The organism is Deinococcus seoulensis, assembly GCF_014648115.1.
In the GTDB taxonomy this organism is placed as follows: domain Bacteria; phylum Deinococcota; class Deinococci; order Deinococcales; family Deinococcaceae; genus Deinococcus; species Deinococcus seoulensis.
Genome location: NZ_BMQM01000002.1, coordinates 78160 through 98164, shown reverse-complemented (window position 1 = coordinate 98164; position 20005 = coordinate 78160). Strand labels below are relative to the sequence as shown.

Annotated in this window: 15 protein-coding genes; 5 read left to right on the top strand and 10 right to left on the bottom strand. The window is 67.8% G+C overall.

The annotated features are described in order from the left end of the window. Positions 1 to 65 precede the first annotated feature (65 nt). The 3 genes from IEY70_RS02290 to IEY70_RS02280 all read left to right on the top strand — a co-directional run bounded on the left by IEY70_RS02290 (position 66) and on the right by IEY70_RS02280 (position 2005). On the top strand, positions 66 to 1028 hold the full coding sequence (locus IEY70_RS02290; protein ID WP_189063372.1) for a cation diffusion facilitator family transporter: 963 nt from the start codon (positions 66 to 68) through the stop codon (positions 1026 to 1028). Positions 1029 to 1148: 120 nt separating this feature from the next. Further along, positions 1149 to 1502: an ArsR/SmtB family transcription factor gene (locus IEY70_RS02285; RefSeq protein ID WP_189063371.1), complete on the top strand. Its 354-nt coding sequence runs from the start codon at positions 1149 to 1151 to the stop codon at positions 1500 to 1502. Further along, a complete protein-coding gene (locus IEY70_RS02280; RefSeq protein ID WP_189063370.1) occupies positions 1499 to 2005 on the top strand; it encodes an SRPBCC family protein in 507 nt (168 codons plus the stop codon). The genes IEY70_RS02285 and IEY70_RS02280 overlap by 4 nt, the downstream gene beginning before the upstream one ends. A 55-nt stretch (positions 2006 to 2060) precedes the next feature. On the opposite strand, the gene clpB is transcribed toward IEY70_RS02280, so the two are convergent. The 8 genes from clpB to glnA all read right to left on the bottom strand — a co-directional run bounded on the left by clpB (position 2061) and on the right by glnA (position 13502). Beyond that, on the bottom strand, positions 2061 to 4619 hold the full coding sequence (gene clpB / locus IEY70_RS02275; RefSeq protein WP_189063369.1) for an ATP-dependent chaperone ClpB: 2559 nt from the start codon (positions 4617 to 4619) through the stop codon (positions 2061 to 2063). A 182-nt stretch (positions 4620 to 4801) separates the two neighbouring features. Further along, positions 4802 to 5779, bottom strand: coding sequence for a lipocalin-like domain-containing protein (locus IEY70_RS02270; protein WP_189063368.1), 978 nt, complete (start codon positions 5777 to 5779; stop codon positions 4802 to 4804). A gap of 143 nt (positions 5780 to 5922) precedes the next feature. Further along, positions 5923 to 6651 carry an ABC transporter ATP-binding protein gene (locus IEY70_RS02265; RefSeq protein WP_229777564.1) on the bottom strand — a complete coding sequence of 243 codons (729 nt, stop codon included), beginning with the start codon at positions 6649 to 6651 and terminating at the stop codon, positions 5923 to 5925. After that, on the bottom strand, positions 6644 to 7453 hold the full coding sequence (locus IEY70_RS02260; protein WP_229777563.1) for an ABC transporter ATP-binding protein: 810 nt from the start codon (positions 7451 to 7453) through the stop codon (positions 6644 to 6646). Before IEY70_RS02260 ends, IEY70_RS02265 begins: the two co-directional genes overlap by 8 nt. Next, the gene (locus IEY70_RS02255; protein WP_189063367.1) at positions 7450 to 9093 is read right to left on the bottom strand and encodes a branched-chain amino acid ABC transporter permease; all 1644 of its coding nucleotides are present in this window, start codon (positions 9091 to 9093) and stop codon (positions 7450 to 7452) included. The genes IEY70_RS02260 and IEY70_RS02255 overlap by 4 nt, the downstream gene beginning before the upstream one ends. After that, positions 9090 to 10103, bottom strand: a complete 1014-nt coding sequence (locus IEY70_RS02250; protein ID WP_078302740.1) for a branched-chain amino acid ABC transporter permease — start codon at positions 10101 to 10103, stop codon at positions 9090 to 9092. Before IEY70_RS02250 ends, IEY70_RS02255 begins: the two co-directional genes overlap by 4 nt. Positions 10104 to 10434: 331 nt before the next feature. Beyond that, positions 10435 to 11592 carry a branched-chain amino acid ABC transporter substrate-binding protein gene (locus IEY70_RS02245; RefSeq protein ID WP_189063366.1) on the bottom strand — a complete coding sequence of 386 codons (1158 nt, stop codon included), beginning with the start codon at positions 11590 to 11592 and terminating at the stop codon, positions 10435 to 10437. Positions 11593 to 12089: 497 nt separating this feature from the next. After that, positions 12090 to 13502: a type I glutamate--ammonia ligase gene (gene glnA, locus IEY70_RS02240; RefSeq protein ID WP_189063365.1), complete on the bottom strand. Its 1413-nt coding sequence runs from the start codon at positions 13500 to 13502 to the stop codon at positions 12090 to 12092. A 675-nt stretch (positions 13503 to 14177) separates the two neighbouring features. On the opposite strand from glnA, the gene IEY70_RS02235 reads away from it, so the two are divergent. Next, positions 14178 to 16334: a glutamine synthetase III family protein gene (locus tag IEY70_RS02235; RefSeq protein ID WP_189063558.1), complete on the top strand. Its 2157-nt coding sequence runs from the start codon at positions 14178 to 14180 to the stop codon at positions 16332 to 16334. Positions 16335 to 16566: 232 nt separating this feature from the next. Further along, positions 16567 to 17379 carry an AAC(3) family N-acetyltransferase gene (locus tag IEY70_RS02230; protein WP_189063364.1) on the top strand — a complete coding sequence of 271 codons (813 nt, stop codon included), beginning with the start codon at positions 16567 to 16569 and terminating at the stop codon, positions 17377 to 17379. A gap of 79 nt (positions 17380 to 17458) precedes the next feature. On the opposite strand, the gene IEY70_RS02225 is transcribed toward IEY70_RS02230, so the two are convergent. Together IEY70_RS02225 and IEY70_RS02220 are read right to left on the bottom strand one after the other, a co-directional pair. Then, complete coding sequence (locus IEY70_RS02225; protein ID WP_189063363.1) at positions 17459 to 18469, bottom strand: NAD(P)/FAD-dependent oxidoreductase; 1011 nt, start codon at positions 18467 to 18469, stop codon at positions 17459 to 17461. Positions 18470 to 18517: 48 nt separating this feature from the next. Beyond that, positions 18518 to 19876 carry an FAD-dependent oxidoreductase gene (locus IEY70_RS02220; protein WP_189063362.1) on the bottom strand — a complete coding sequence of 453 codons (1359 nt, stop codon included), beginning with the start codon at positions 19874 to 19876 and terminating at the stop codon, positions 18518 to 18520. Positions 19877 to 20005: the final 129 nt, after the last annotated feature.

Genomic DNA, 20005 nt, shown 5'->3' with positions numbered 1-20005 from the left:
CTGCGTGCAGGTCACATGAACGGGGGTCGCACCTGCCGTGGGTCGGTGGGTGCGACCCTCGGGGCATGACAAGAGGTTCCACCGCTCCCGACCATGCCGGGCACGATCACACTGGTGACGACCACGCAGCGCACGGGCACGAGGGACATGACCACAACCACGGCGCGAACGCGAATGCTAGGCAGCTGACCCTCGCGCTGCTGCTGACCGGCGGGTTCCTGTTCGTGGAGGTCGCGTACGCGTTCATCTCCGGCAGTCTGGCCCTGCTGAGCGACGCGGGGCACATGCTGACCGACGCGGCGGCGCTGGCCCTTTCGCTGCTGGCGCTGCGGGTGGGCGCGCGGCCCGCCGACGCGCGGCGCACCTTCGGGTACCGCCGCGCAGAGGTCCTGGCCGCCGCCCTGAACGCCGGGGCGCTGTTCGCCGTGGGCATCTACGTGCTCGTGGAGGCCGCGCGCCGCTTCGCGCAGCCCGTCGAAGTGCAGGCCACCCCCATGCTGATCGTCGCGGTGCTGGGCCTGATCGTGAACCTGATCAGCGCCCGCATCCTGGCCGGCGGGCAGGGCGAGAGCCTAAACATGCGCTCGGCGTACCTGGAGGTCATGGGGGACCTGCTGGGCAGCGTCGCCGTGATCGTCGGCGCGCTGCTGATCCGCTTCACCGGCTGGACGTGGGTGGACCCGCTGCTGGGCGCAGGCATCGGCCTGTGGGTGCTGCCCCGCACCTGGGCGCTGCTGCGTGCCAGCGTGAACGTCCTGCTGGAGGGCGTCCCGCGCGGCCTGGATCTGGATGCCCTGCGGGCCGAGCTGCGCGCCCTGCCCGGCGTGGACGACGTACACGACCTACACGTCTGGAGTGTGACGGGCGGCGTGAACAACCTGACGGCGCATCTGGTCGCCCCGACGGCAGACGACTCGCTCCTGCATGAGGTGGAGGAGGTCGCGGCCCGATTCGGCATCACCCACAGCACCGTGCAGATCGAAGGGCCGGACGCCCACGCGACAGGTGGAGCGGCGCTGCATCCCTGAGTGGATGGGGGAGGGGTGAAGCCGGGCTGCCTCCACCAAGCTACATGCCTTGACAGGAATATTCTGATTGAGGCATAATAAGCGCACAACAGAACGCATCAGAAGGAGGTCACGCGCCGCTTGAACCACCACACCTTCACCGCCCTGGCCGACCCGCACCGCTTCCAGATCGTCGAACTGCTGCGCGAACGGCCGCACAGCGTCGGAGAGATCGCCGACCGCCTCGGCCTGCGCCAGCCGCAGACGTCCAAGCACCTGCGCGTCCTCACGGACGCCGGACTGGTCCACATGGAACCCCAGGCCAACCGCCGCATCGCCCACCTGAACCCCACGCCCTTTCGTGACCTCGACGACTGGCTGACCCGCTACCGCCCCCTCTGGGAGGAACGGCTGGACCGGCTGGACGACTACCTGCGCACCCTCCCGCCCGAAGACCCCGCACCCGACCCCACCGAACCCGGAGGTACCCCATGACGCACGCCACGCTCGACCACCGCATCGAAGACGCCCGCACCCTCGTGCTGGAACGCACCTTCGCCGCCACTCCTGAACGCGTGTTTGCCGCGTTCACGCAGGCCGAGCACCTGAAGCACTGGTGGGGGCCGCGCGGCTGGACCCTGACGCACTGCACCGTGGACCTGCGCCCCGGCGGCCGCTGGCACTACTGCATGACCTGCACCGACCCCGCCCAGGGCGACTTCCACGGCATGCAGAGCTGGGGCCTGGGCGTCTACGAGCGCATCGAGGCGCCCACCCGCCTGACCTACACCGACCACTTCAGCGACGAGCACGGCGCCGTGAACGACCAGATGCCCGCCACGCTGGCCGACCTGACCTTCGAGGCCGTCCCCGGCGGCACCCGCGTCACCAGCCGCTCCACGTACGTCCGCCCGGAGGACCTGCAGGCCGTCATGGACATGGGGATGCTCCAGGGCATCAGCGAAACCTGGGACAGGCTGGCCGAACACCTCGCCTGACCCGAACGGGCAGCGGCTCCCACCTTTACCGGGGGAGCCGCTGCCTGTGGCCGCTTCAGTTCAGCGCGCCGGTCTGGAACGTGAAGTTCGTGCCGTCGTAGTCGACGTTCAGGCTGCTGCTGTCGGGCACGTTCCCCTGGAGGATCTCGCGGGCCAGGGGCGTTTCGATCTCGCGGCTGATCGCGCGGCGCAGCGGGCGCGCGCCGAAGGCCGGGTCGTACCCGATCTGCGCCAGTCGGTCCTTCGCGGCGCTGCTCAGGTGCAGGCTCACGCGGCGCTCGGCAAGGCGCTTGATCAGGCCGCGCATCTGGATGTCCACGATGCGGTGCAGGTCGGCGGCGGTCAGCGCGTCGAACACGATGATGTCGTCCACGCGGTTCAGGAATTCCGGGCGGAAGTGACCCTGCAACTCGCCCATCACGGCGTCACGGATCTCGCTGGCGTCTTCGCCGCGGTGCTGCATCTCCAGAATCAAAGGACTGCCGATGTTGCTCGTCAGGATGATCAGCGTATTGCGGAAGTCCACGGTGCGGCCCTGACCGTCGGTCAGGCGGCCATCGTCCAGCACCTGCAGCAGCACGTTGAACACGTCCGGGTGGGCTTTCTCGATCTCGTCGAACAGCAGCACGGCATAGGGGCGGCGGCGCACGGCCTCGGTCAGCTGACCGCCCTCCTCGAAGCCCACGTATCCGGGAGGCGCGCCGATCAGGCGGGCGACGGTGTGCTTCTCCATGTACTCGCTCATGTCGATGCGGACCATGGCGTCCTGACTGTCGAACAGGAACTCCGCGAGGGCCTTGGCCAGCTCGGTCTTCCCGACGCCGGTCGGTCCGAGGAACATGAAGCTGCCCAGCGGGCGATTCGGGTCGCTGAGGCCCGCGCGGCTGCGGCGGATGGCGTCCGCGACACTCACGATCGCGCGGTCCTGCCCGATCACGCGGCCATGCAACTGCTCTTCGAGCTTCAGCAGTTTCTCGCGTTCGCCCTCCATCAGCTTGTTCACGGGAATCCCGGTCCAGCGGCTCACGACGGACGCGATGTCCTCCTCCGTGACCTGGGTGTGCGCGAACTCGGCGCCCTTGAGCTTCTGTTCCAGCTCTGTGACTTCCTTCTCCAGTTGCGGCAGGGTGCCGTACTCCAGTTCGGCGGCGCGTTGCAGGTCGTAGTCCCGGCGGGCTTTCTCGATGTCCGTGCGGACCTGATCGAGCGACTCGCGTTTCTCGCGCAGCGCCGCGACCTCGTGCCGTTCGCCCTCCCAGCGGGCGCGGACGTCGGCCAGCTCGTCGGTGATGCCCTTCAGGGTGCCCTCGATGTCCAGCAGGCGGTTCTGGCTGTCCTGATCCTTCTCACGCTTCAGGGCCTCGCGTTCGATCTCCAGTTGCAGCTTGCGGCGTTCGAGCTGGTCGATGCGTTCGGGGCTGCTCTCCAGCGCCATGCGCAGCCGGGCGGCGGACTCGTCGATCAGGTCGATGGCCTTGTCCGGCAGCTGCCGGTCCGTGATGTACCGCTGTGAGAGCTGCGCGGCGGCCACCAGCGCCGGGTCGGTGATCTCCACGTTGTGGTGCACCTGGTAGCGCTCCTTGATGCCGCGCAGGATGCTGATCGTGTCCTCGACGCTGGGTTCGTCCACGAACACCGGCTGGAAACGGCGTTCCAGGGCGGGGTCCTTCTCGATCTCGCGGTACTCGCTGAGGGTCGTCGCGCCGATCAGGTGCAGTTCACCGCGTGCCAGGGCCGGTTTGAGCATGTTGCCCGCGTCGGGGCTGCCCTCGGTCTTGCCCGCCCCGACGATGGTGTGGATCTCGTCCACGAACAGGATGACCTCGCCCGCCGAGCCGATCACCTCGTCGATGACGCCCTTGAGGCGTTCCTCGAACTCCCCGCGGAACTTCGCACCGGCCAGCAGGCTGCCCATTTCCAGGCTGACGATGCGTTTGTTCTTCAGCCCGTCGGGCACGTCGCCCTTCACGATGCGGATCGCGAGCCCTTCCGCGATGGCGGTCTTGCCAACGCCGGGTTCGCCGATAAGGACCGGGTTGTTCTTCGTGCGGCGCAGGAGGATCTGCATGGCGCGGCGAATCTCCTCGTCGCGGCCGATGACGGGGTCGAACTTGCCGTCGCGGGCGCGCTGCGTGAGGTCGGTGCCGTACTTGGCGAGGGCGTCGAACTGCTGTTCACTGGTCTTGGTCGTCACGGTCTTTCCTTTGCGCTGCTCGTTCACGGCGCGGTTCAGGTCGGTCTCGGTCGGCAGGCCCCGGCCCCGGTACTCGCCGCGCAGGGCAAGCAGCAGCGCGTCGGCCGCCACGAACGAATCGCCGAGTTGCCCGGCCAGGGTGTCGGCCCGTCCGAAGGCGCGGCTCAGGGCCGGGTCGAGGTACAGGTTGTCCCCGCCGCCCTGCACGCGCGGGAGTTTCGCCAGTTCGGCGTCCAGCGCGGCGCGGATCTGCGTCAGGTCGCCGCCCGCCAGGGTCAGGGCGCGCGCGGCGGTGTCGTTGTCGGTCAGGGCACGCAGGACGTGGGTGGGCGTCAGGTTCTGGTGCCCGCTCTGCTGCGCGAGCGTCTGCGCCTGCTGCACGGCCTGGGTGGTGGCCTCGGTGAAGCGTTCAGGGTTCAAGGGTGGACCTCCGTGGGGTGAGGATCAGGGACGTTCAATCTCCCACTATTCTGAAACTTGAGTGCGATCGTGTCAAGTTTATTGCGGATGATTAACAGTAACCCCGTTGACTTCTGAACCCACCGCAGACCCCGTGCTTGTCCGAACTCCACCCCCGGCACCCGTATGACACGAGGTCTGTTTTACTTCGGCGTCCAGGCCCCGCTGACGAGTTCCATCATTCCCTGCCCCCGGGCTGGCGCTCCGGCCCACATGCCCGTCACCTCGATCGGCCCTTCCCAGTACGCGATGCGGGTACTGCGGCTCAGGAGTTCCTGTTCGCGCCGCACGGCCTGCACGGTCAGGTCGAACTCGTCCGAGACCAGTCGCCAGCCCAGCGTGTACTCCCGGCCCTGCGGACTGACCCACGCCTCTCCCGGCTCGGCCCGCAGCCCGGAGACGGCCCGCACGCGCCCGTCCGGTTCCACCACACTGCCGATCAACTGCGCCACCGACCCGTCCAGCCGCCGCACGCGGTACACCATCAGGTCCCGCCCGCCTTCCAGGTGCACGCTGAACCAGTCCCACAGCGCCGTCTGCCCCGGAATCTGGTTCCCCCACTGGTGATCCAGCCACGCCTGACCCTGCACGGCCCGGCCGTTCACGGACCCCGCCAGGGCCAGTCGCGTGATCCCCTGGTAGAACAGCACGCCGGTGTCCGCGCTGCCGCTGTACCCCGGTGGGTGCAGTACCGGCCCTTTCAGGGGTGTCAGGGTCAGGTCCAGCGGCCCGGCCTGCAGGATCAGCGGCGCGGTCGGTTCCGGTCCGGTCTGCGTCAGCGTCCACGCGCCCTGCCGGATGCGCAGTGGCGGGAACGCGGCGTCGCCCGTGCCCGGCGACTGTTCCAGGAATGTCAGCTCGCCCGTTCGCAGGTCCGTGACCGCCACGTGCGAGATCATCAGCGGCACCGGCACCCGTGGGTCACGCACCCGGAATTGCGCCCAGTGCAGCGCCAACCCATCGCCCGGCAGGTAGGCGCTCGCGTACCACCACTCCATCGGGTTCGCGTGCGCTCCGAAATCGGTCGCAGCGGGCAGCTGAGTCGGATTCACGACGGTCTGCACCGGCGCGCACCCGCTCAGGAGGAGGGCCGCCAGTACCGGAATCAACTTGAGACGCATCGGCACCCAGCCTACCCGACCCGCTGTTCACCTGATGCCGCAGATGGTGGATGGTGGATGGCGGCAAACACGGAGCCTCTCCATCCGGATAGACGAACCGACCCCCCAGTTTCCCGGAGGGTCGGCCCAGTCGCGCCTGAACGTTACTCGTCGCCGAGGTACGCCTTGCGGACGCTCTCGTCCTGCGCGATGTCGGCCGCGTTGCCCGACAGTTTGATCTCGCCGGTCTGCAACACGTACGCGCGGTGCGCGATCTGCAGGGCCATGTTCGCGTTCTGCTCGACCAGCAGCACGGTGGTGCCGCGTTCCTGGTTCAGTTTCACGATGATGTCGAAGATCGCTTCCACGAACAGCGGCGACAGGCCCATGCTGGGCTCGTCGAGCAGCAGCAGGCGCGGGTTGACCATCAGGGCGCGGGCAATGGCCAGCATCTGCTGCTCACCGCCGGACATGGTGCCGCCCAGCTGACCCTCGCGTTCCTTCAGGCGCGGGAAGAACCCGAAGCCCTCCTGAATGCGACTCTCGATCAGGGCGCGGTCGGTGACGCTGTACGCGCCCACGTCGAGGTTCTCGCGGACGGTCATGTCCTTGAAGATCCGCCGTCCCTCGGGCACGTGGCTGATGCCCTTGTTCAGGATGTGATGCGCGGGAATCCCGGCGATGTTCTGCCCCTCGAAGGTCAGGCTGCCGCTGCGGGGTTTCATCATGCCGCTGATGGTGCGCAGGCTGGTGGTCTTGCCCGCGCCGTTCCCGCCGATCAGGGCGACGATCTCGCCCTCGTTCACGGTCATGGACACGCCCTTGAGCGCGTGGATGTGGTCGTAGTACGTGTGGACGTCTTGCAGTTCCAGCATGGGTTTGGCCTTAGACATGGGGACGCTCTTCCTTCCCGTACTCGCCGGCGGCGGCGCCGCGGCCCAGGTACGCTTCCATCACGCGGGGGTCGTTGCGGACCTGATGCGGCAGGCCCTCGCTGATCTTCGAGCCGTAGTCCAGCACGGTGATGCTCTCGGACAGGGTCATCACGAGGCGCATGTCGTGCTCGATCAGGCACACGGTGACGCCCAGCTCGTCGCGGATGCGGCGGATCAGGGCCTTGAGGTCCTCGGTCTCGCGGGGGTTCATCCCGGCGGCCGGTTCGTCCAGCAGGATCAGTTTCGGGGTGGTCGCCAGGGCGCGCGCGATCTCCAGTTTGCGCTGATCACCGTACGGGAGGTTGGTGGCGAGTTCGTTGCGCCACCGGCCCAGCCCCACGAAGTCCAACATGATCCGCGCGGCGTCCGTGGCCTCCTGCTCGGACTGATGGAATCGCTTCGTGCGCAGCATGGCGTCCACGAAAGTGCTTTTCAGGCGGGAGTGACGGCCCACCATGATGTTCTCCTCGCTGGTCATGCTGGAGAACAGCCGGATGTTCTGGAAGGTCCGGGCGATCCCGGCTTCCGTCACCTGATCCGGGCGCAGGCCCACCAGTTCACGCCCGGCCAGCCGGATGGAGCCGCTGGTGGGTTCGTAGATGCCGGTGATCATGTTGAAGAACGTCGTCTTGCCCGCGCCGTTCGGGCCGATCACGCTGATGATGCTGCGTTCGGGGATGTTCATGGTCACGTCGTTCACGGCGGTCAGACCACCGAAGACTTTCGTGACGCCCGTCACTTCGAGGATGTTGCCGCTCACCTGCTGCCCCCTGCCTTGTCGTCTTCCTTGGCCGGGGCGTACCCGGCGCTGTACACGTCGCCGCTGCCCTTGCCGAGCGCACCGGCGTTGCCCTGGGCGCTGTCGTCTTCCTGATGGTCCTCGTGGTGCAGTTCCAGTTGCCGCCTCCGGTTGGGCAGCAGTCCCTCGGGCCGCAGCAGCATCATGGCGACCAGAATCGCGCCGAAGATCAGGCGTTGCAGCTGGCCGGGGTTCACTTCCTGCGGGATGCCCAGGTTGGCGGTCGCCTCGCCCAGGCCCGGCAGGATGCGCAGGTTCAGCAGCGTCACGACGCCCGCGCCCAGGATCACGCCGGGGAAGGACCCCATGCCGCCCAGGATGACCATGGCCAGCACCATGATGCTCTGGTTCAGCACGAAGCTCTCGGGGCTGATGAACGTCTGTTTCGCGGCGAAGATCATGCCCATGACCCCCGCGAAGCTCGCGCCGGTCGCGAAGGCGATCAGTTTGGTCTGCATGAGGGGCACGCCCATGGCCTGCGCGGCGACCTCGTCGTCTCGGATGGCGATCCAGGCGCGCCCGATGCGGCTGCGGTCCAGGCGCACGTTCACGAGCAGGATCACGCCGATCACCACCAGCACCAGTGCGTACAGGAACAGCAGGTAGTGCTGATCCTCGCTGAATCCCAGCGCGCCCGCTGCCGCGTTGAACCACGGAACCGACGCGGTCCCGATGGGCGTGATGCCCTGCGACCCGGCCGAGTACAGGTCCAGGTTGTTCGCCAGCACGCGGATCACTTCACCCAGGCCCAGCGTGATGATCGCCAGGTAGTCGCCCTTGAGTTTCAGGACCGGCAGGCCGATCAGGACGCCCACGATGGCGGCCGCCATGATGCTCAGGGCCAGGAACAGCCAGAAGAACCCGGGGTTGATCCCGGCCTCCAGCGAGTCGGCGCTGCCGGACATCAGGACCATCACGGCGCGCAGGGTCAGGGTCAGCCCGGCGACTGCACCCAGGCTCGCCAGTCGGAAACTCCAGGTGGACACGGCGGTCGGGGCGGTGCGGGCGGTCAGGCGCGAGATGTACACCAGACTGGCGACCGTCACGACCAGCAGGAACAGCCCGATGGCGAGCGTCCCGGCGTTCGTGGCGCCCGGATTCTCACCGTAGTAGCGCAGCACCTCCGCGAAGCGCGGGCTGGCGAAGATGCCCCACAGGTACGCGCCCACCGCGAAGAACGCGATGTACCCCAGGTCCAGCAGGCCCGCCAGACCCACCACGATGTTCAGGCCCAGCGCCAGCGCCGCGAAGATCATGATCTGGATGCTCAGGTCCAGCAGACTGGTGTCCTCGCGGCCGGCAAGCGGCAGCACGAACAGCAGACTGCCGACGCCCACCAGCATCCGTGCCCACGGGGCGGCCTTCCACAGGTACGCGAACAGGACGTTCGCCAGGAACAGGCTGACGAACAGGGCTTCCACGATGGGGTTTTTCAGGAAGCTGCCCAGGGAGCCCAGGGACTCCATCAGCGGGGCGTTGTGTGAGGCCAGCAGGATGCCGCTGGTGATGATGAAGAACACCATCAGCAGCAGGGTGCGGTCCGGCTGACCGGTGCGCGGGAGGTTCTTGAAGGGGTTGGGTGTAGACGTGGGGGCGGTCATACTTTCTCCACGTTGCTCTTGCCGAGCAGGCCGGTGGGTTTGAAGATCAGGATCAGCACCAGCGCGATGAAGGCACCCAGTTTGCTGTACGAGTCGTCGATGACGCCCAGGTTCGCGATGCCCAGCACCTCACCGAACACGTTCGTCACGCCGATCAGTTTTTCCAGCACGCCCAGCAGCAGCCCGCCCAGCACCGCGCCGGGAATCGAGCCGATGCCGCCCAGCACGGCGGCCGTGAAGGCGGTCACGCCCGGAATGAAGCCGCTGTAGGCGTTGATGGTGCCGAACTTCATGCCGAACAGCACGCCGCTGATGCCGCCCAGCGCCCCGCCGATCAGGAAGGTGGCGCTGATCATGCGGTTGGCGTCGATGCCCATCAGACCGGCGGTCACGCGGTCCTGCGCGACGGCGCGGATGGCCTTGCCCAGGCGGGTGCGGTTCACGATGTAGTTCAGGACCGCGAGGCTCAGCAGCGACACCACGACCAGGATCACGTCCTTGAGTTGCAGGCTCACGCCGATGCCGGTCAGGAACTTCCCAACGGGCGCGCAGGTGCTCTCGGCGCCGCAGAAAGGTGCGGAGAACCCGTTCGGCAGGGTGTACGTCAGGTCGAAGCGACCCTGGAAGCCTTCAATGACCCGCAGCACGTCCTGAAGGATCAGCGACACGCCGATGGCCGTGATCAGCGGCACGAGGCGCGGCGAGTTCCGCAGCGGCCGGTACGCGAGGCGTTCGATCACCACGTTCAGCAGGCCCGAGATGGTCATGGCCGCGACCAGCGCGATCACCAGCTTCAGGTAGCCGTTCATCTCGACCGGGGCCAGCACGCGGAAGACCTCGAAGCCCACCACGGCGCCCGTGACGAACACCTCCGAGTGCGCGAAATTGATGAGCTGCAGCACGCCGTACACCATGGTGTACCCCAGCGCGATGATGGCGTACACGAAGCCGAGCACCAGCCCGCCCGTGATCACACCCACCAGAAAGGTCAACAACGTCGCAAAATCCAAAACAACCAACTCCTTTGAAACCCAGATATCCCGACCCTGTGGTCCGGTGCCGCTGCGGGCATGACGACCGGCGTGGGCGTCACGCGCAGTTCAACGGTAAAACGAAGGGAACAGCGACCGGGGTGTGGCGGGGACCTCCCTCGCCTTTCCTGTCTACCCCGGTCAGCGCAGACCGTCGATGGTCTTCGCCTGACGTGCCCGTCTCCTACCTGCGCGCCGGGTCAACAGTGGAAACGCAGATGGGGCCGAGCACATAGGCCCGGCCCCAGGATGGTACGGGGAACTGTCATAGAGGGGGTCGCGTGTATAGACGCGGCCCGGAACAGCCGCCTTACTGCTTGACGGGCTTGACGGGAATGCTGGTGCTGAGCTTGAACTTACCGGCCGTGACGTTCATCACGTACAGCGTGCCGGCCTTGCGGTCACCGACCGAGTTGAAGGCGACCGTGCCGGACAGCAGGCCCGTGAAGCTGCCCTTGCGGATGGCGCTCTCGACCTGCGCGCGGCTGGGGACCTTGTTGCCGTTGGCGCGGGTCGCGTTCAGCACGCCCTGCAGCACGACCTTGGCCGCGTCGTACCCGAAGGCGCCGAAGCCCTGGGCGTCGTCGTTGAAGGTCTTCTTGTAGTTGGCGGCGAACACCTTCGCGGCGGGCAGCGCATCGATGGGCGCGGCGACGGTCGTGAAGTAGATGTTGTTGGCGTTGGCGGTGCCGACGATCACGGGCAGTTCGCCGCTGTCGAGGCCGTCGCCGCCGACCACGGGGGTCGCGACGCCGCTTTCACGCAGCTGCTTGATGAACACGCCCACCTGGTTGTAGATGCCGCCGAAGTAGATGGCGTCGGGTTTCTGCAGCTTGATCTTGGCGATGATGCTGGAGAAGTCGCTCTTCTCCTCGGTGCCCTCGTTGGCGCTGACCGTCACGGACTTGGCTTTCAGGGCCTTCTCGACTTCCTTGGCCAGACCTTCGCCGTAGGCGGTCTTGTCGTTCAGGATGTAGACCTTCTTGGCCTTCAGGGTGCCGCTGATGAAGTTCGCGCCGGCGGGGCCCTGCGAGTCGTCACGGGCGACGATGCGGTTCATGTTGCTCAGGCCGCGGTCGGTCACGCCGTTGGCGGTGTTGGCAGGGGAGACCATGGCGACCTTGCTGGAGACCAGCGCCTGGCTGGCGGGGATGGCCACGCCGGAGTTCAGGGTGCCGACCACGGCCAGGATCTGGCGGTCAGCGGCGATCTTGCGGGCGGCAGCGGTGCCGGTGGCGGGGTCGGCCTGGTCGTCGTAGGGGACCAGAACGAGGTCGAAGCCGAGTTTCTTGAACTGGGCCTTGTACTCGTTGACGGCCAGCTGGGTGCCGTTGCGGATCTGGGTCCCCAGGTCGCTCTGGCCGCCGGACAGCGGGCTGAGGCTGGCGATCTTGATGGTGGTCTGGGCGGAGGCGGTGCCGAGGGCCAGCGCGGCAAGTACGGTCATGGTCAGTGCGGATTTCTTCATGGGTCCTCCAGATATGGGTGCACGCCAGACCTGATGTCCGGGTGCGGTGTGGTGATGCCCAGATTCTATGAAGCGCTTTATGACATGTCAATGCGTCACTCATGAAGACCATTGAAATGATTGAAGCGTGACCACATTAATACCAGTCGATGATTGCCGTAATCCGGGTTAGTTCGACAACCTGATTGCGCGGCGAGCGGCTGCCGGGCGTAACAGCAGCATTTTCATGCAGTGGAACGCAAGGACAACTTGTCCAGTTGAGACCCTGCCTCCCCCGGTGGGTGAAGGTTTCAGCACCCGGCGCCCCGATACAAAAGTGCCAGGACACCCGGTCCACGGGCAATCCGGCCGCGTCGCCGCAGGATGGCCACCCCACCACGCCGCCATGCTACGGGCGGGGCGTCTCTACCAGGCGCAGCCCGGACAGGCAGGTGACCCGTGACACACGGACTCCGATTGAATGGCTGACAGAGCCGTTCGTTCAATCGGCGTCCGTATCAGATCAGGTCGAGGTAACGGTCCAGTTCCCACTGGTGTACGGCCGCGCTGTACTCGCGCCACTCGGCGCGCTTGGCCGCCACGAAGTGATCCATGACGTGCTCGCCCAGCGCGCGGCGCATCACGTCGTCCTTCTCGAGTTCCTCGACGGCCTCGCGCAGGTCGGTGGGCAGCTCGCGCACGCGGTGGTGGCGTTTCTCGCGGACCGTCATCTTGAAGATGTTGCGCTGGATGGCCGGGGCGGGCTCCATGTTCTGCTCCATGCCGTCCAGTCCGGCGGCCAGCATGACGGCCAGCGCCAGGTACGGGTTGCAGCTGGGGTCAGGCATGCGCACCTCGGCGCGGGTGGAGTTCCCGCGTTTGGCGGGAATGCGGATCAGGGCCGAGCGGTTGCTGGTGCTCCAGGCCACGTTCACCGGCGCCTCGAAGCCCGGCACGAGGCGTTTGTAACTGTTCACCAGCGGGTTCGTGATGGCGGTCATGCCGCCCGCGTGGTCCAGCAGGCCCGCAATGAACTGTTCGGCGGTGCGGGACAGGCCGTACTCGCCTGCCGGGTCGGCAAAGGCGTTCACGCCGTCACGGAACAGGCTCAGGTGGCAGTGCATGCCGCTGCCGTTCACGCCGGGAATGGGTTTGGGCAGGAACGACGCCAGCAGGCCGTACTCCAGCGCCACGCGCTTGACCACGAACTTGAACGTGGCGATGCGGTCGGCCGTTTCGAGTGCCGGGGCGTACCGGAAGTCGATCTCGTGCTGGCCGGGCGCGACCTCGTGGTGGGCGGCCTCGATCTCGAAGCCCATCTCGACGAGTTTGTTGGTGATCTCGCGGCGGATGCGTTCGCCCTTGTCGATGGGTGCCAGGTCGAAGTACCCGGCGCGGTCGTGGGTGACGGTGCTGCCCACCCCGGCCGGCGTGCGCTCGAACAGGAAGAATTCCGGTTCGGTTCCCACGAACATCTCGAAGCCAAGGGCGGTGGCGCGGTCGATCTGCCGTTTGAGAACCTGCCGGGGGTCGCCCTCGAACGGGGTGCCGTCGGGGAGGGTCACGTCGCAGATCAGGCGGGCGACCTTGCCGCGTTCGCCTTCCTCACGCGAGAATTGCGGGTAGATCAGGAAGGTCCGCAGGTCCGGGCGCAGCAGCATGTCGGATTCCTCGACGCGCGTGAAGCCCTCCACGGCGCTGCCGTCGAAGGTCACGTCGCCGTTCAGGGCCTTGCTGAACTGGGATTTGGGCACCTCGACGTTCTTGGTGTTGCCCAGGATGTCGGTGAACTGCAGGCGCAGGAACTTCACCTCGGCTTCCTGAAGGCGGGCCAGGATGCTCTCCACACCCGGCCCGTCCGGCTGGGCAGGACGCGGGGTGGGTGTGGGGTCGGAAGGTGCAGGGGTCTTGCTGGAACGGGGCGGCGTCATGGTGAAAGGAACCTCCGGAAGGGGAACGCTGGGGTCACGGGCACAGCCCGGCGGAAACAGTGTGGAACAGCAGCACAGCGCAGAAGAACAGCACAGGGGAACAGCGCGGGAAACGCAGGAGAGGGAACACAGCAGAGCAGGTCACGGCACGGCAAGTCAAATCAGCGCGGCGGCCAGCGCCGCAGGCACGGCCCACACCACACTCAGAACCACGCCGCGCCGGGCACCATCAGGCGCCCGGCACCGTCAGGGGCGTCAAGGAGAGCTGAGGGCGCGGCGCTGCTTCCTGAACACATGCTCCCTGAACACACCACCCGGCCATCTCGAAATGGTACGACCTTCGCAGCCACCCGGCACGCCGGGAACGCCCGCGCCGCCCCGGCAGGCCGCGAGCCCCCGGTCACGCACGCCCACGCCCCGTACCCGCCACGCTGCAAAGTGTTCCGGGAAAGGTGCAGTTCTGCTCACGCGCACCGTGACAAGCTGCATGGGAAACCCCGGCCGGATGAGCGGACGGCCAGCAAACCGTCATCTTGTTCAGAACAATGCGTTGACCCTGCCAGGGTGCCCTTCTATACTCGCGGGCAGTACGTGAGCCACCGACCGGCGCGGCGTGAACCGGAACACGCCAGGCACACCGCGCACCCAACGGCGTGGCCCACCACAGGGAGCGACATGAACCAGGACTTCGACGTTAACTCGGCCGCACGCAACTGGCGCGTGGAAACCACCCCCTCCGCCTCCCCGCTGGAAGTCGTGAACGACCTGTTCGCCAGCGACGTGCTGACCCTCGAACAGCTCAAGGCCCGCCTCAGCAAGAGCGCCCACAAGAGCCTGCAGGCCACCGTGGAACGCGGCGCGCAACTCGACGCCAGCATCGCCGACACCGTCGCGCTGGCCATGAAGACCTGGGCCATGGAGAAGGGCGCCACGCACTACACCCACTGGTTCCAGCCGCTGACCGGCAGCACCGCCGAGAAACACGACTCCTTCCTGAACCCCGCCGGTGACGGCGTGGCCATCATGTCCTTCTCCGGCAAGGAACTCATCCAGGCCGAGCCCGACGCCAGTTCCTTCCCGTCCGGCGGCCTGCGCGCCACCTTCGAGGCGCGCGGCTACACCGCCTGGGACCCGTCCTCCCCGGCGTTCATCATCCGGCACGCCAACGGCGCGACCCTGTGCATCCCCAGCGTGTTCGCCTCCTGGACCGGCGAGGCACTCGACCTGAAAACCCCGCTGCTGCGCTCCATCGAGGCCCTGAACAGCGCCGTGACGCCCGCCCTGGAACTGTTCGGCGCCAGCGCCGGCACCCGCGTCAGCAGCAGCCTCGGGGCCGAGCAGGAGTACTTCCTGATCGCCGAGGAGTACTACTACCGCCGCCCCGACCTGGTCATGACCGGCCGCACCCTGTTCGGCGCGCAGCCCCCCCGCGGCCAGGAACTTGAAGACCACTACTTCGGCGCCATTCCCGACCGCGTGCTGAGCTTCATGACCGACGCCGAAATGCAACTGTACGCGCTGGGCATCCCGGTCAAGACCCGCCACAACGAGGTCGCGCCCGGCCAGTTCGAGATCGCCCCGATCTTCGAGAACAGCAACATCGCCGCCGACCACCAGCAGCTGATTATGCAGGTCCTGCGCACCACCGCCCGCAAGTACGGCCTGGTCTGCCTGATGCACGAGAAACCCTTCGCCGGCGTCAACGGCAGCGGCAAGCACTGCAACTGGAGCATGGCCACCAACGCCGGCGAGAACCTGCTGGAACCCGGCGACACCCCCCACGAGAACATGCAGTTCCTGTTCTTCTGCACCGCCGTCCTGAAAGCCGTGGACACCCACCAGGACCTGCTGCGCGCCTGCGTCGCCAGCGCCAGCAACGACCACCGCCTCGGCGCGAACGAGGCCCCGCCCGCCATCATCAGCATCTTCCTGGGCAGCGAACTGACCGACATCTTCGACCGCATCGTCAGCGGCCAGGGCGGCAGCGGCAAGTCGGCCGGGCTGATGGGCCTGGGCAGCTCCGTCCTGCCCGAGATTCCCGTGCACGCCGGGGACCGCAACCGCACCAGTCCGTTCGCCTTCACCGGCAACAAGTTCGAGTTCCGCGCGGTCGGCTCCTCGCAGAGCATCAGCTTCCCCATCACGGTCCTGAACGCCATCGTCGCCGACAGCGTCTCGGAACTCACCGCCGACCTGAAAGCCAGACTGGACGCCGGCCTGAGCCTCGACGACGCCGTGACCGAGGTCGTCAAGAGCACCTACCAGAAGTACCAGCGCATCGTCTTCAACGGCGACGGCTACAGCGACGCCTGGCACCAGGAAGCCGAGAAGGAACGCGGCCTGCTGAACCTGCGCACCACCCTCGACGCCATCGAGCACCTGAACAGCGAGAAGAACGTGGGACTGTTCGATAAGCTCGGCATCCTGAACGCCCGCGAACTCGGCGCGCGCCAGGAAATCATGTTCGACATCTACTTCAAGACCGTGAACATCGAGGGTGAAACCACCGAGTATATGGCCCAGACGCAGATCCTGCCCGCCGCACTGAACTACCTCGCGGACCTCGGCAAGGTCAGCGGCAGCCGGGCCGCCCAGGGCGTCACCGCCGAGGTCGGCGCCGCAGCCGACGAACTGTTCGACGCCATCCAGGCCCTGCGCACCCAGAACCAGACGCTCGGCGGCGAGGAAGTCCACGAGAAGGCCCACCACATGCGCGACCACGTGCTGCCCGCCATGGCCGACGTGCGCGCCGCCGCCGACAAACTCGAGAAGGTCGTCAGCAGCAAGCTCTGGCCGCTGCCCACCTACCGCCAGATGCTCTTCGTCAAGTAAGGGAAGCGCGTGGGAGCGGGTCGTGGTGAGTGGATCACCTGCCCACCTGCACCCCACGCCCTGACCGACCCATGCCAGTGACCCGCCCTGCCCCGCAGCAGGCGGGTCACTGCTCTGTTGCTGGCCGGCCCCCTGCCGCCGCCCCACTGCCCATGTCCCACTCCCTGTGCCCCGCTGCCGCTCTCCCGCCCGCGTATCAGTTCTGCTGCCCGCAGCGGAGTAAACTGCGGGTGTGTTGAATCTGCTTCGCCGCCCCGCCGTGACCCCCGCCGAGCTGGACGAGGGGCTGCGTGCGCTGGGACTGGACGGGTCGCAGCACGTGATCGTGCACGCCAGCCTGAAATCCTTCGGAACGCTGGACGGCGGCGCGCGCACAGTCGTGGACGCCCTGGCCGCGCGCACCGCGACGCTGGTGGCTCCGGCCTTCACGTACTCGACGCTGCTGTCCCGGCCGACCTCGACCACGCACGCCCGCTTTCACCGGGACAGCCGCGTGAGCCGCGACATCGGCCGGGTGTCGCAGGAGATCGTGGACCGCGCAGACGCCCGGCGCTCCTTCCACCCCACCCTGAGTTTCATCGCGCTGGGCAGCGAGGCGGCCCGCATCACCGAGGCGCAGTCCCTCAGCAGTCCGTACCAGCCGGTCGGGGCGCTGTACGACCTGAACGGGTACGCGCTGCTGATGGGCGTGGATTTCGGCAGTAACACCAGCGTGCACTACGGCGAGCACCTCGCGGGCATGCCGCTGCTGACGCGGTACGTGCCGCTGGACGGTCAGGTCCTCCCGACTGCCTTCCCGAACTGCTCGGCGGATTTCGATCACCTGGCACCCGAGGTGCACGCCGGGCTGCGCAGCACGCAGGTGGGGCAGGCCACGCTGCGCCTGTACCGCGTGCGTGACCTGGTGGACGCCACGGTGCGCCTGCTGAACCGCGACCCGGAAGGCCTGCTGTGTACATACCGGGGCTGCCGCTGCCAGGAAGTGCGGACGCTGGTGCGCGCGCAGGGCCTGACGCCGCGCGCGCACACGGGCCTGATCAGCTGAGATGCATCTTCACGGGCCCGGTCAGCTGAGGTGCGTCCCCACAGGCCCGGTCAGCTGAGGTGCGTCCCCACAGGCCCGGTCAGCTGAGGCGTTTCTCGCTGGAGTGACCGGGCCGCACGCGCAGGTCCGGGCGAACATGATGCGCGGCGTGGTTGGCGGCCACGGCCGCCTGCGCCAGCCCCACCGAGATCAGCTTGAAGTCCTGCCCGGACGCCGCGAGGTCGCCCGCCACGAACACGCCGCTCAGGGCGGTGCGGCCGCCCACGCCGTCCGGGACGTACTCGCCCTGCCAGTCCAGCGGCCAGCTCTGGAGCGGGCTCAGGTCGGGCAGGTAGCCGTTCAGGATCAGGACCGTGTCGGCCTTCACGTCGCGCGGGTGTCCGTCCACGGTCAGGACCGCGCCGGTCGGGGTCAGGGTGGTCAGGACGGCGGGGGCCAGCAGCGTCAGCAGCCCGCTGCGGCCCGCGTCCTCCAGGGTGTCCAGGTCGGCGGGACTGCCCCGGAACCCGGCGCGGCGGTGCGTGAGGGTCACCTGCGCCCCGCCACGCGCGAGGTCCAGGGCGGCGCGGGTGGCCTGCGGCACGCCGCCCACGATCAGGACGCGCCGACCCGCGAGTGCTGCGGCGTCCGGCACGTCCGTCCGCACATCCGGGTGGGTGTCCGCGCCGGGCACGCGCGCGTCGCGGGGCAGCAGTGCGCCCAGGCCCGCCGCCAGGATCACGGCGCCCGCCCGGTAGCTGCGCGGGCCGTCCGGGGTGGTCGCCCCGACCCGCCAGCCGTCACCGTCGGGTTCCAGCGTGTGGGCCAGGGTGTGCAGGTGCAACTGCACGTTCAGGCCGTCCAGTTGCCGGACCAGTCCGGCGATCACGTCGGCGGCGCGCGCGGCGGGCAGGCCCGGCACGTCGTACACCCGCCGGTCCGGGTACAGGGCGCTCAGTTGCCCGCCGGGTTCGTGCCGGGCGTCCAGCAGGGTCACGTTCAGGCCGCGCCACGCGGCGTAGAACGCGGCGTGCAGTCCGGCAGGCCCGGCACCAATGACCAGTACGTCCGCGTCACGTTCAGGGGGAAAGGTGGGGGAGGGGACGCTCATGCGGCGAGTATGCCAGAACGTCCCTCTGCCCCCCGCATGCCTGGGCGATCAGCCCCGGCGGTGGCCGAGCATCATCTCGCGGTGCACGACCTTGCGGCGGGGGCGGCCCTCGGCCTGCCCGGTCGCCAGTTCGTGCGCGTCGAGGGTCTGCCAGTCCGCGAAGGAGTACACCTGCACGCCCCGCCCGGCCAGCAGGGCGTCCACGGCCTCGCGGGTGGGGTGGGCCGCGCCGGGCAGCGCGCCGCCTTTCACGTCGGCCAGCAGGAGCGCGACGGTGTCGGTGGCGTCCTTGCGGTTCGTGCCGACCACGCCGCTCGGGCCGCGCTTGATCCACCCGGCGGTGTACTCGCCCACGCGGCCCTCCACGCGGCCTTCCTCGTTGGGAATCACGCCGCGCCGCTCGTCGAAGGGCACGCCGGGCAGCGCCACGCCCCGGTACCCGACCGAGCGCAGCACCATCTGCACAGGCAGCACCTCGTACTCGCCGGTGCCGACGGCGTTTCCGTTCTCGTCCAGGCGGTTGCGTTCCACTTTCAGGCCGCCCACGTGCCCGGTGCCGTCGTCGATGATCTCGGTGGGGGACACCAGGAAACGCAGGTGAACGCGGCGGGGTTTGCCCTCGCGTTCACGGGCGGCGAAGTCGCGCAGCACCTCGATGTTCTTCTTCTTCACGTTGTCGGTGATGGCGGCTTCCTCGGCGTCGGTCAGGGCGATCTCGGCCGGGTTCACGACGGGTTCGGATTCGTGCAGTTCCCCGAATTCACGCAGTTCCTTGGTCGTGAAGGCCGCCTGCGCCGGGCCGCGCCGACCCAGGATCCACACGTCCTTCACGGCGCTGTGTTCCAGGGCGTCCAGGGCGTGCGCGGCGATGTCACTGCTGCGCAGTTCCGCGGTGGTCTTGGCCAGGATGCGGCTCACGTCGAGCGCCACGTTCCCCACGCCGACCACGGCGACCCCACCGGCGCTGAGGACCATCTCGCGCGCGGCGGCGTCCGGATGGCCGTTGTACCACGCGACGAACTCGGTGGCGCTCATGGAGCCGGTCAGGTCCTCGCCGGGGATGCCCAGGCGGCGGTCGCTGCTGGCCCCGACGGTGTACAGAATGGCGTCGTAGTGGCTCAGGGCGTCCTGGTGGGTGAGGTCCGTGCCGAATTCCACGTTCCCGAGAAAGCGCACGCGTGGGTCGCCGAGGGTCTTCTCAAAGCCGCGCGTGACGCTCTTGATGGTCAGGTGGTCGGGTGCCACGCCGTAGCGCACCAGTCCGTAGGGGGTGGGGAGGCGGTCGAACACGTCGATATCGACGTTCAGGTCGCTCTTGAGCAGGGCTTCGGTGGCGAAGATGCCGCTGGGGCCGCTGCCGATCACGGCGACGCGCAGCGGACGTTCGGGGGTGACTGTCAGACTCATGAAGTTGAGTCTAAGGGTCAACTGCTGATGGGGGAATGGCAACGCGGCCCGCTGTCCAGCCCGGTGGGTGTCACGTGCCCGGAAACACGGGGCAGTTCCCACACGAAAACGCTGCCCGTCGTGACGACC

Excerpts from the sequence above, each read along its gene's own strand:
- IEY70_RS02290 (WP_189063372.1), top strand. The coding sequence starts at position 66 with ATGACAAGAGGTTCCACCGCTCCCGACCATGCCGGGCACGATCACACT.
- IEY70_RS02280 (WP_189063370.1), top strand. The coding sequence starts at position 1,499 with ATGACGCACGCCACGCTCGACCACCGCATCGAAGACGCCCGCACCCTC.
- IEY70_RS02270 (WP_189063368.1), bottom strand. The coding sequence starts at position 5,779 with ATGCGTCTCAAGTTGATTCCGGTACTGGCGGCCCTCCTCCTGAGCGGG.
- IEY70_RS02265 (WP_229777564.1), bottom strand. The coding sequence starts at position 6,651 with ATGTCTAAGGCCAAACCCATGCTGGAACTGCAAGACGTCCACACGTAC.
- IEY70_RS02255 (WP_189063367.1), bottom strand. The coding sequence starts at position 9,093 with ATGACCGCCCCCACGTCTACACCCAACCCCTTCAAGAACCTCCCGCGC.
- IEY70_RS02245 (WP_189063366.1), bottom strand. The coding sequence starts at position 11,592 with ATGAAGAAATCCGCACTGACCATGACCGTACTTGCCGCGCTGGCCCTC.
- glnA (WP_189063365.1), bottom strand. The coding sequence starts at position 13,502 with ATGACGCCGCCCCGTTCCAGCAAGACCCCTGCACCTTCCGACCCCACA.
- IEY70_RS02235 (WP_189063558.1), top strand. The coding sequence starts at position 14,178 with ATGAACCAGGACTTCGACGTTAACTCGGCCGCACGCAACTGGCGCGTG.
- IEY70_RS02225 (WP_189063363.1), bottom strand. The coding sequence starts at position 18,469 with ATGAGCGTCCCCTCCCCCACCTTTCCCCCTGAACGTGACGCGGACGTA.
- IEY70_RS02220 (WP_189063362.1), bottom strand. The coding sequence starts at position 19,876 with ATGAGTCTGACAGTCACCCCCGAACGTCCGCTGCGCGTCGCCGTGATC.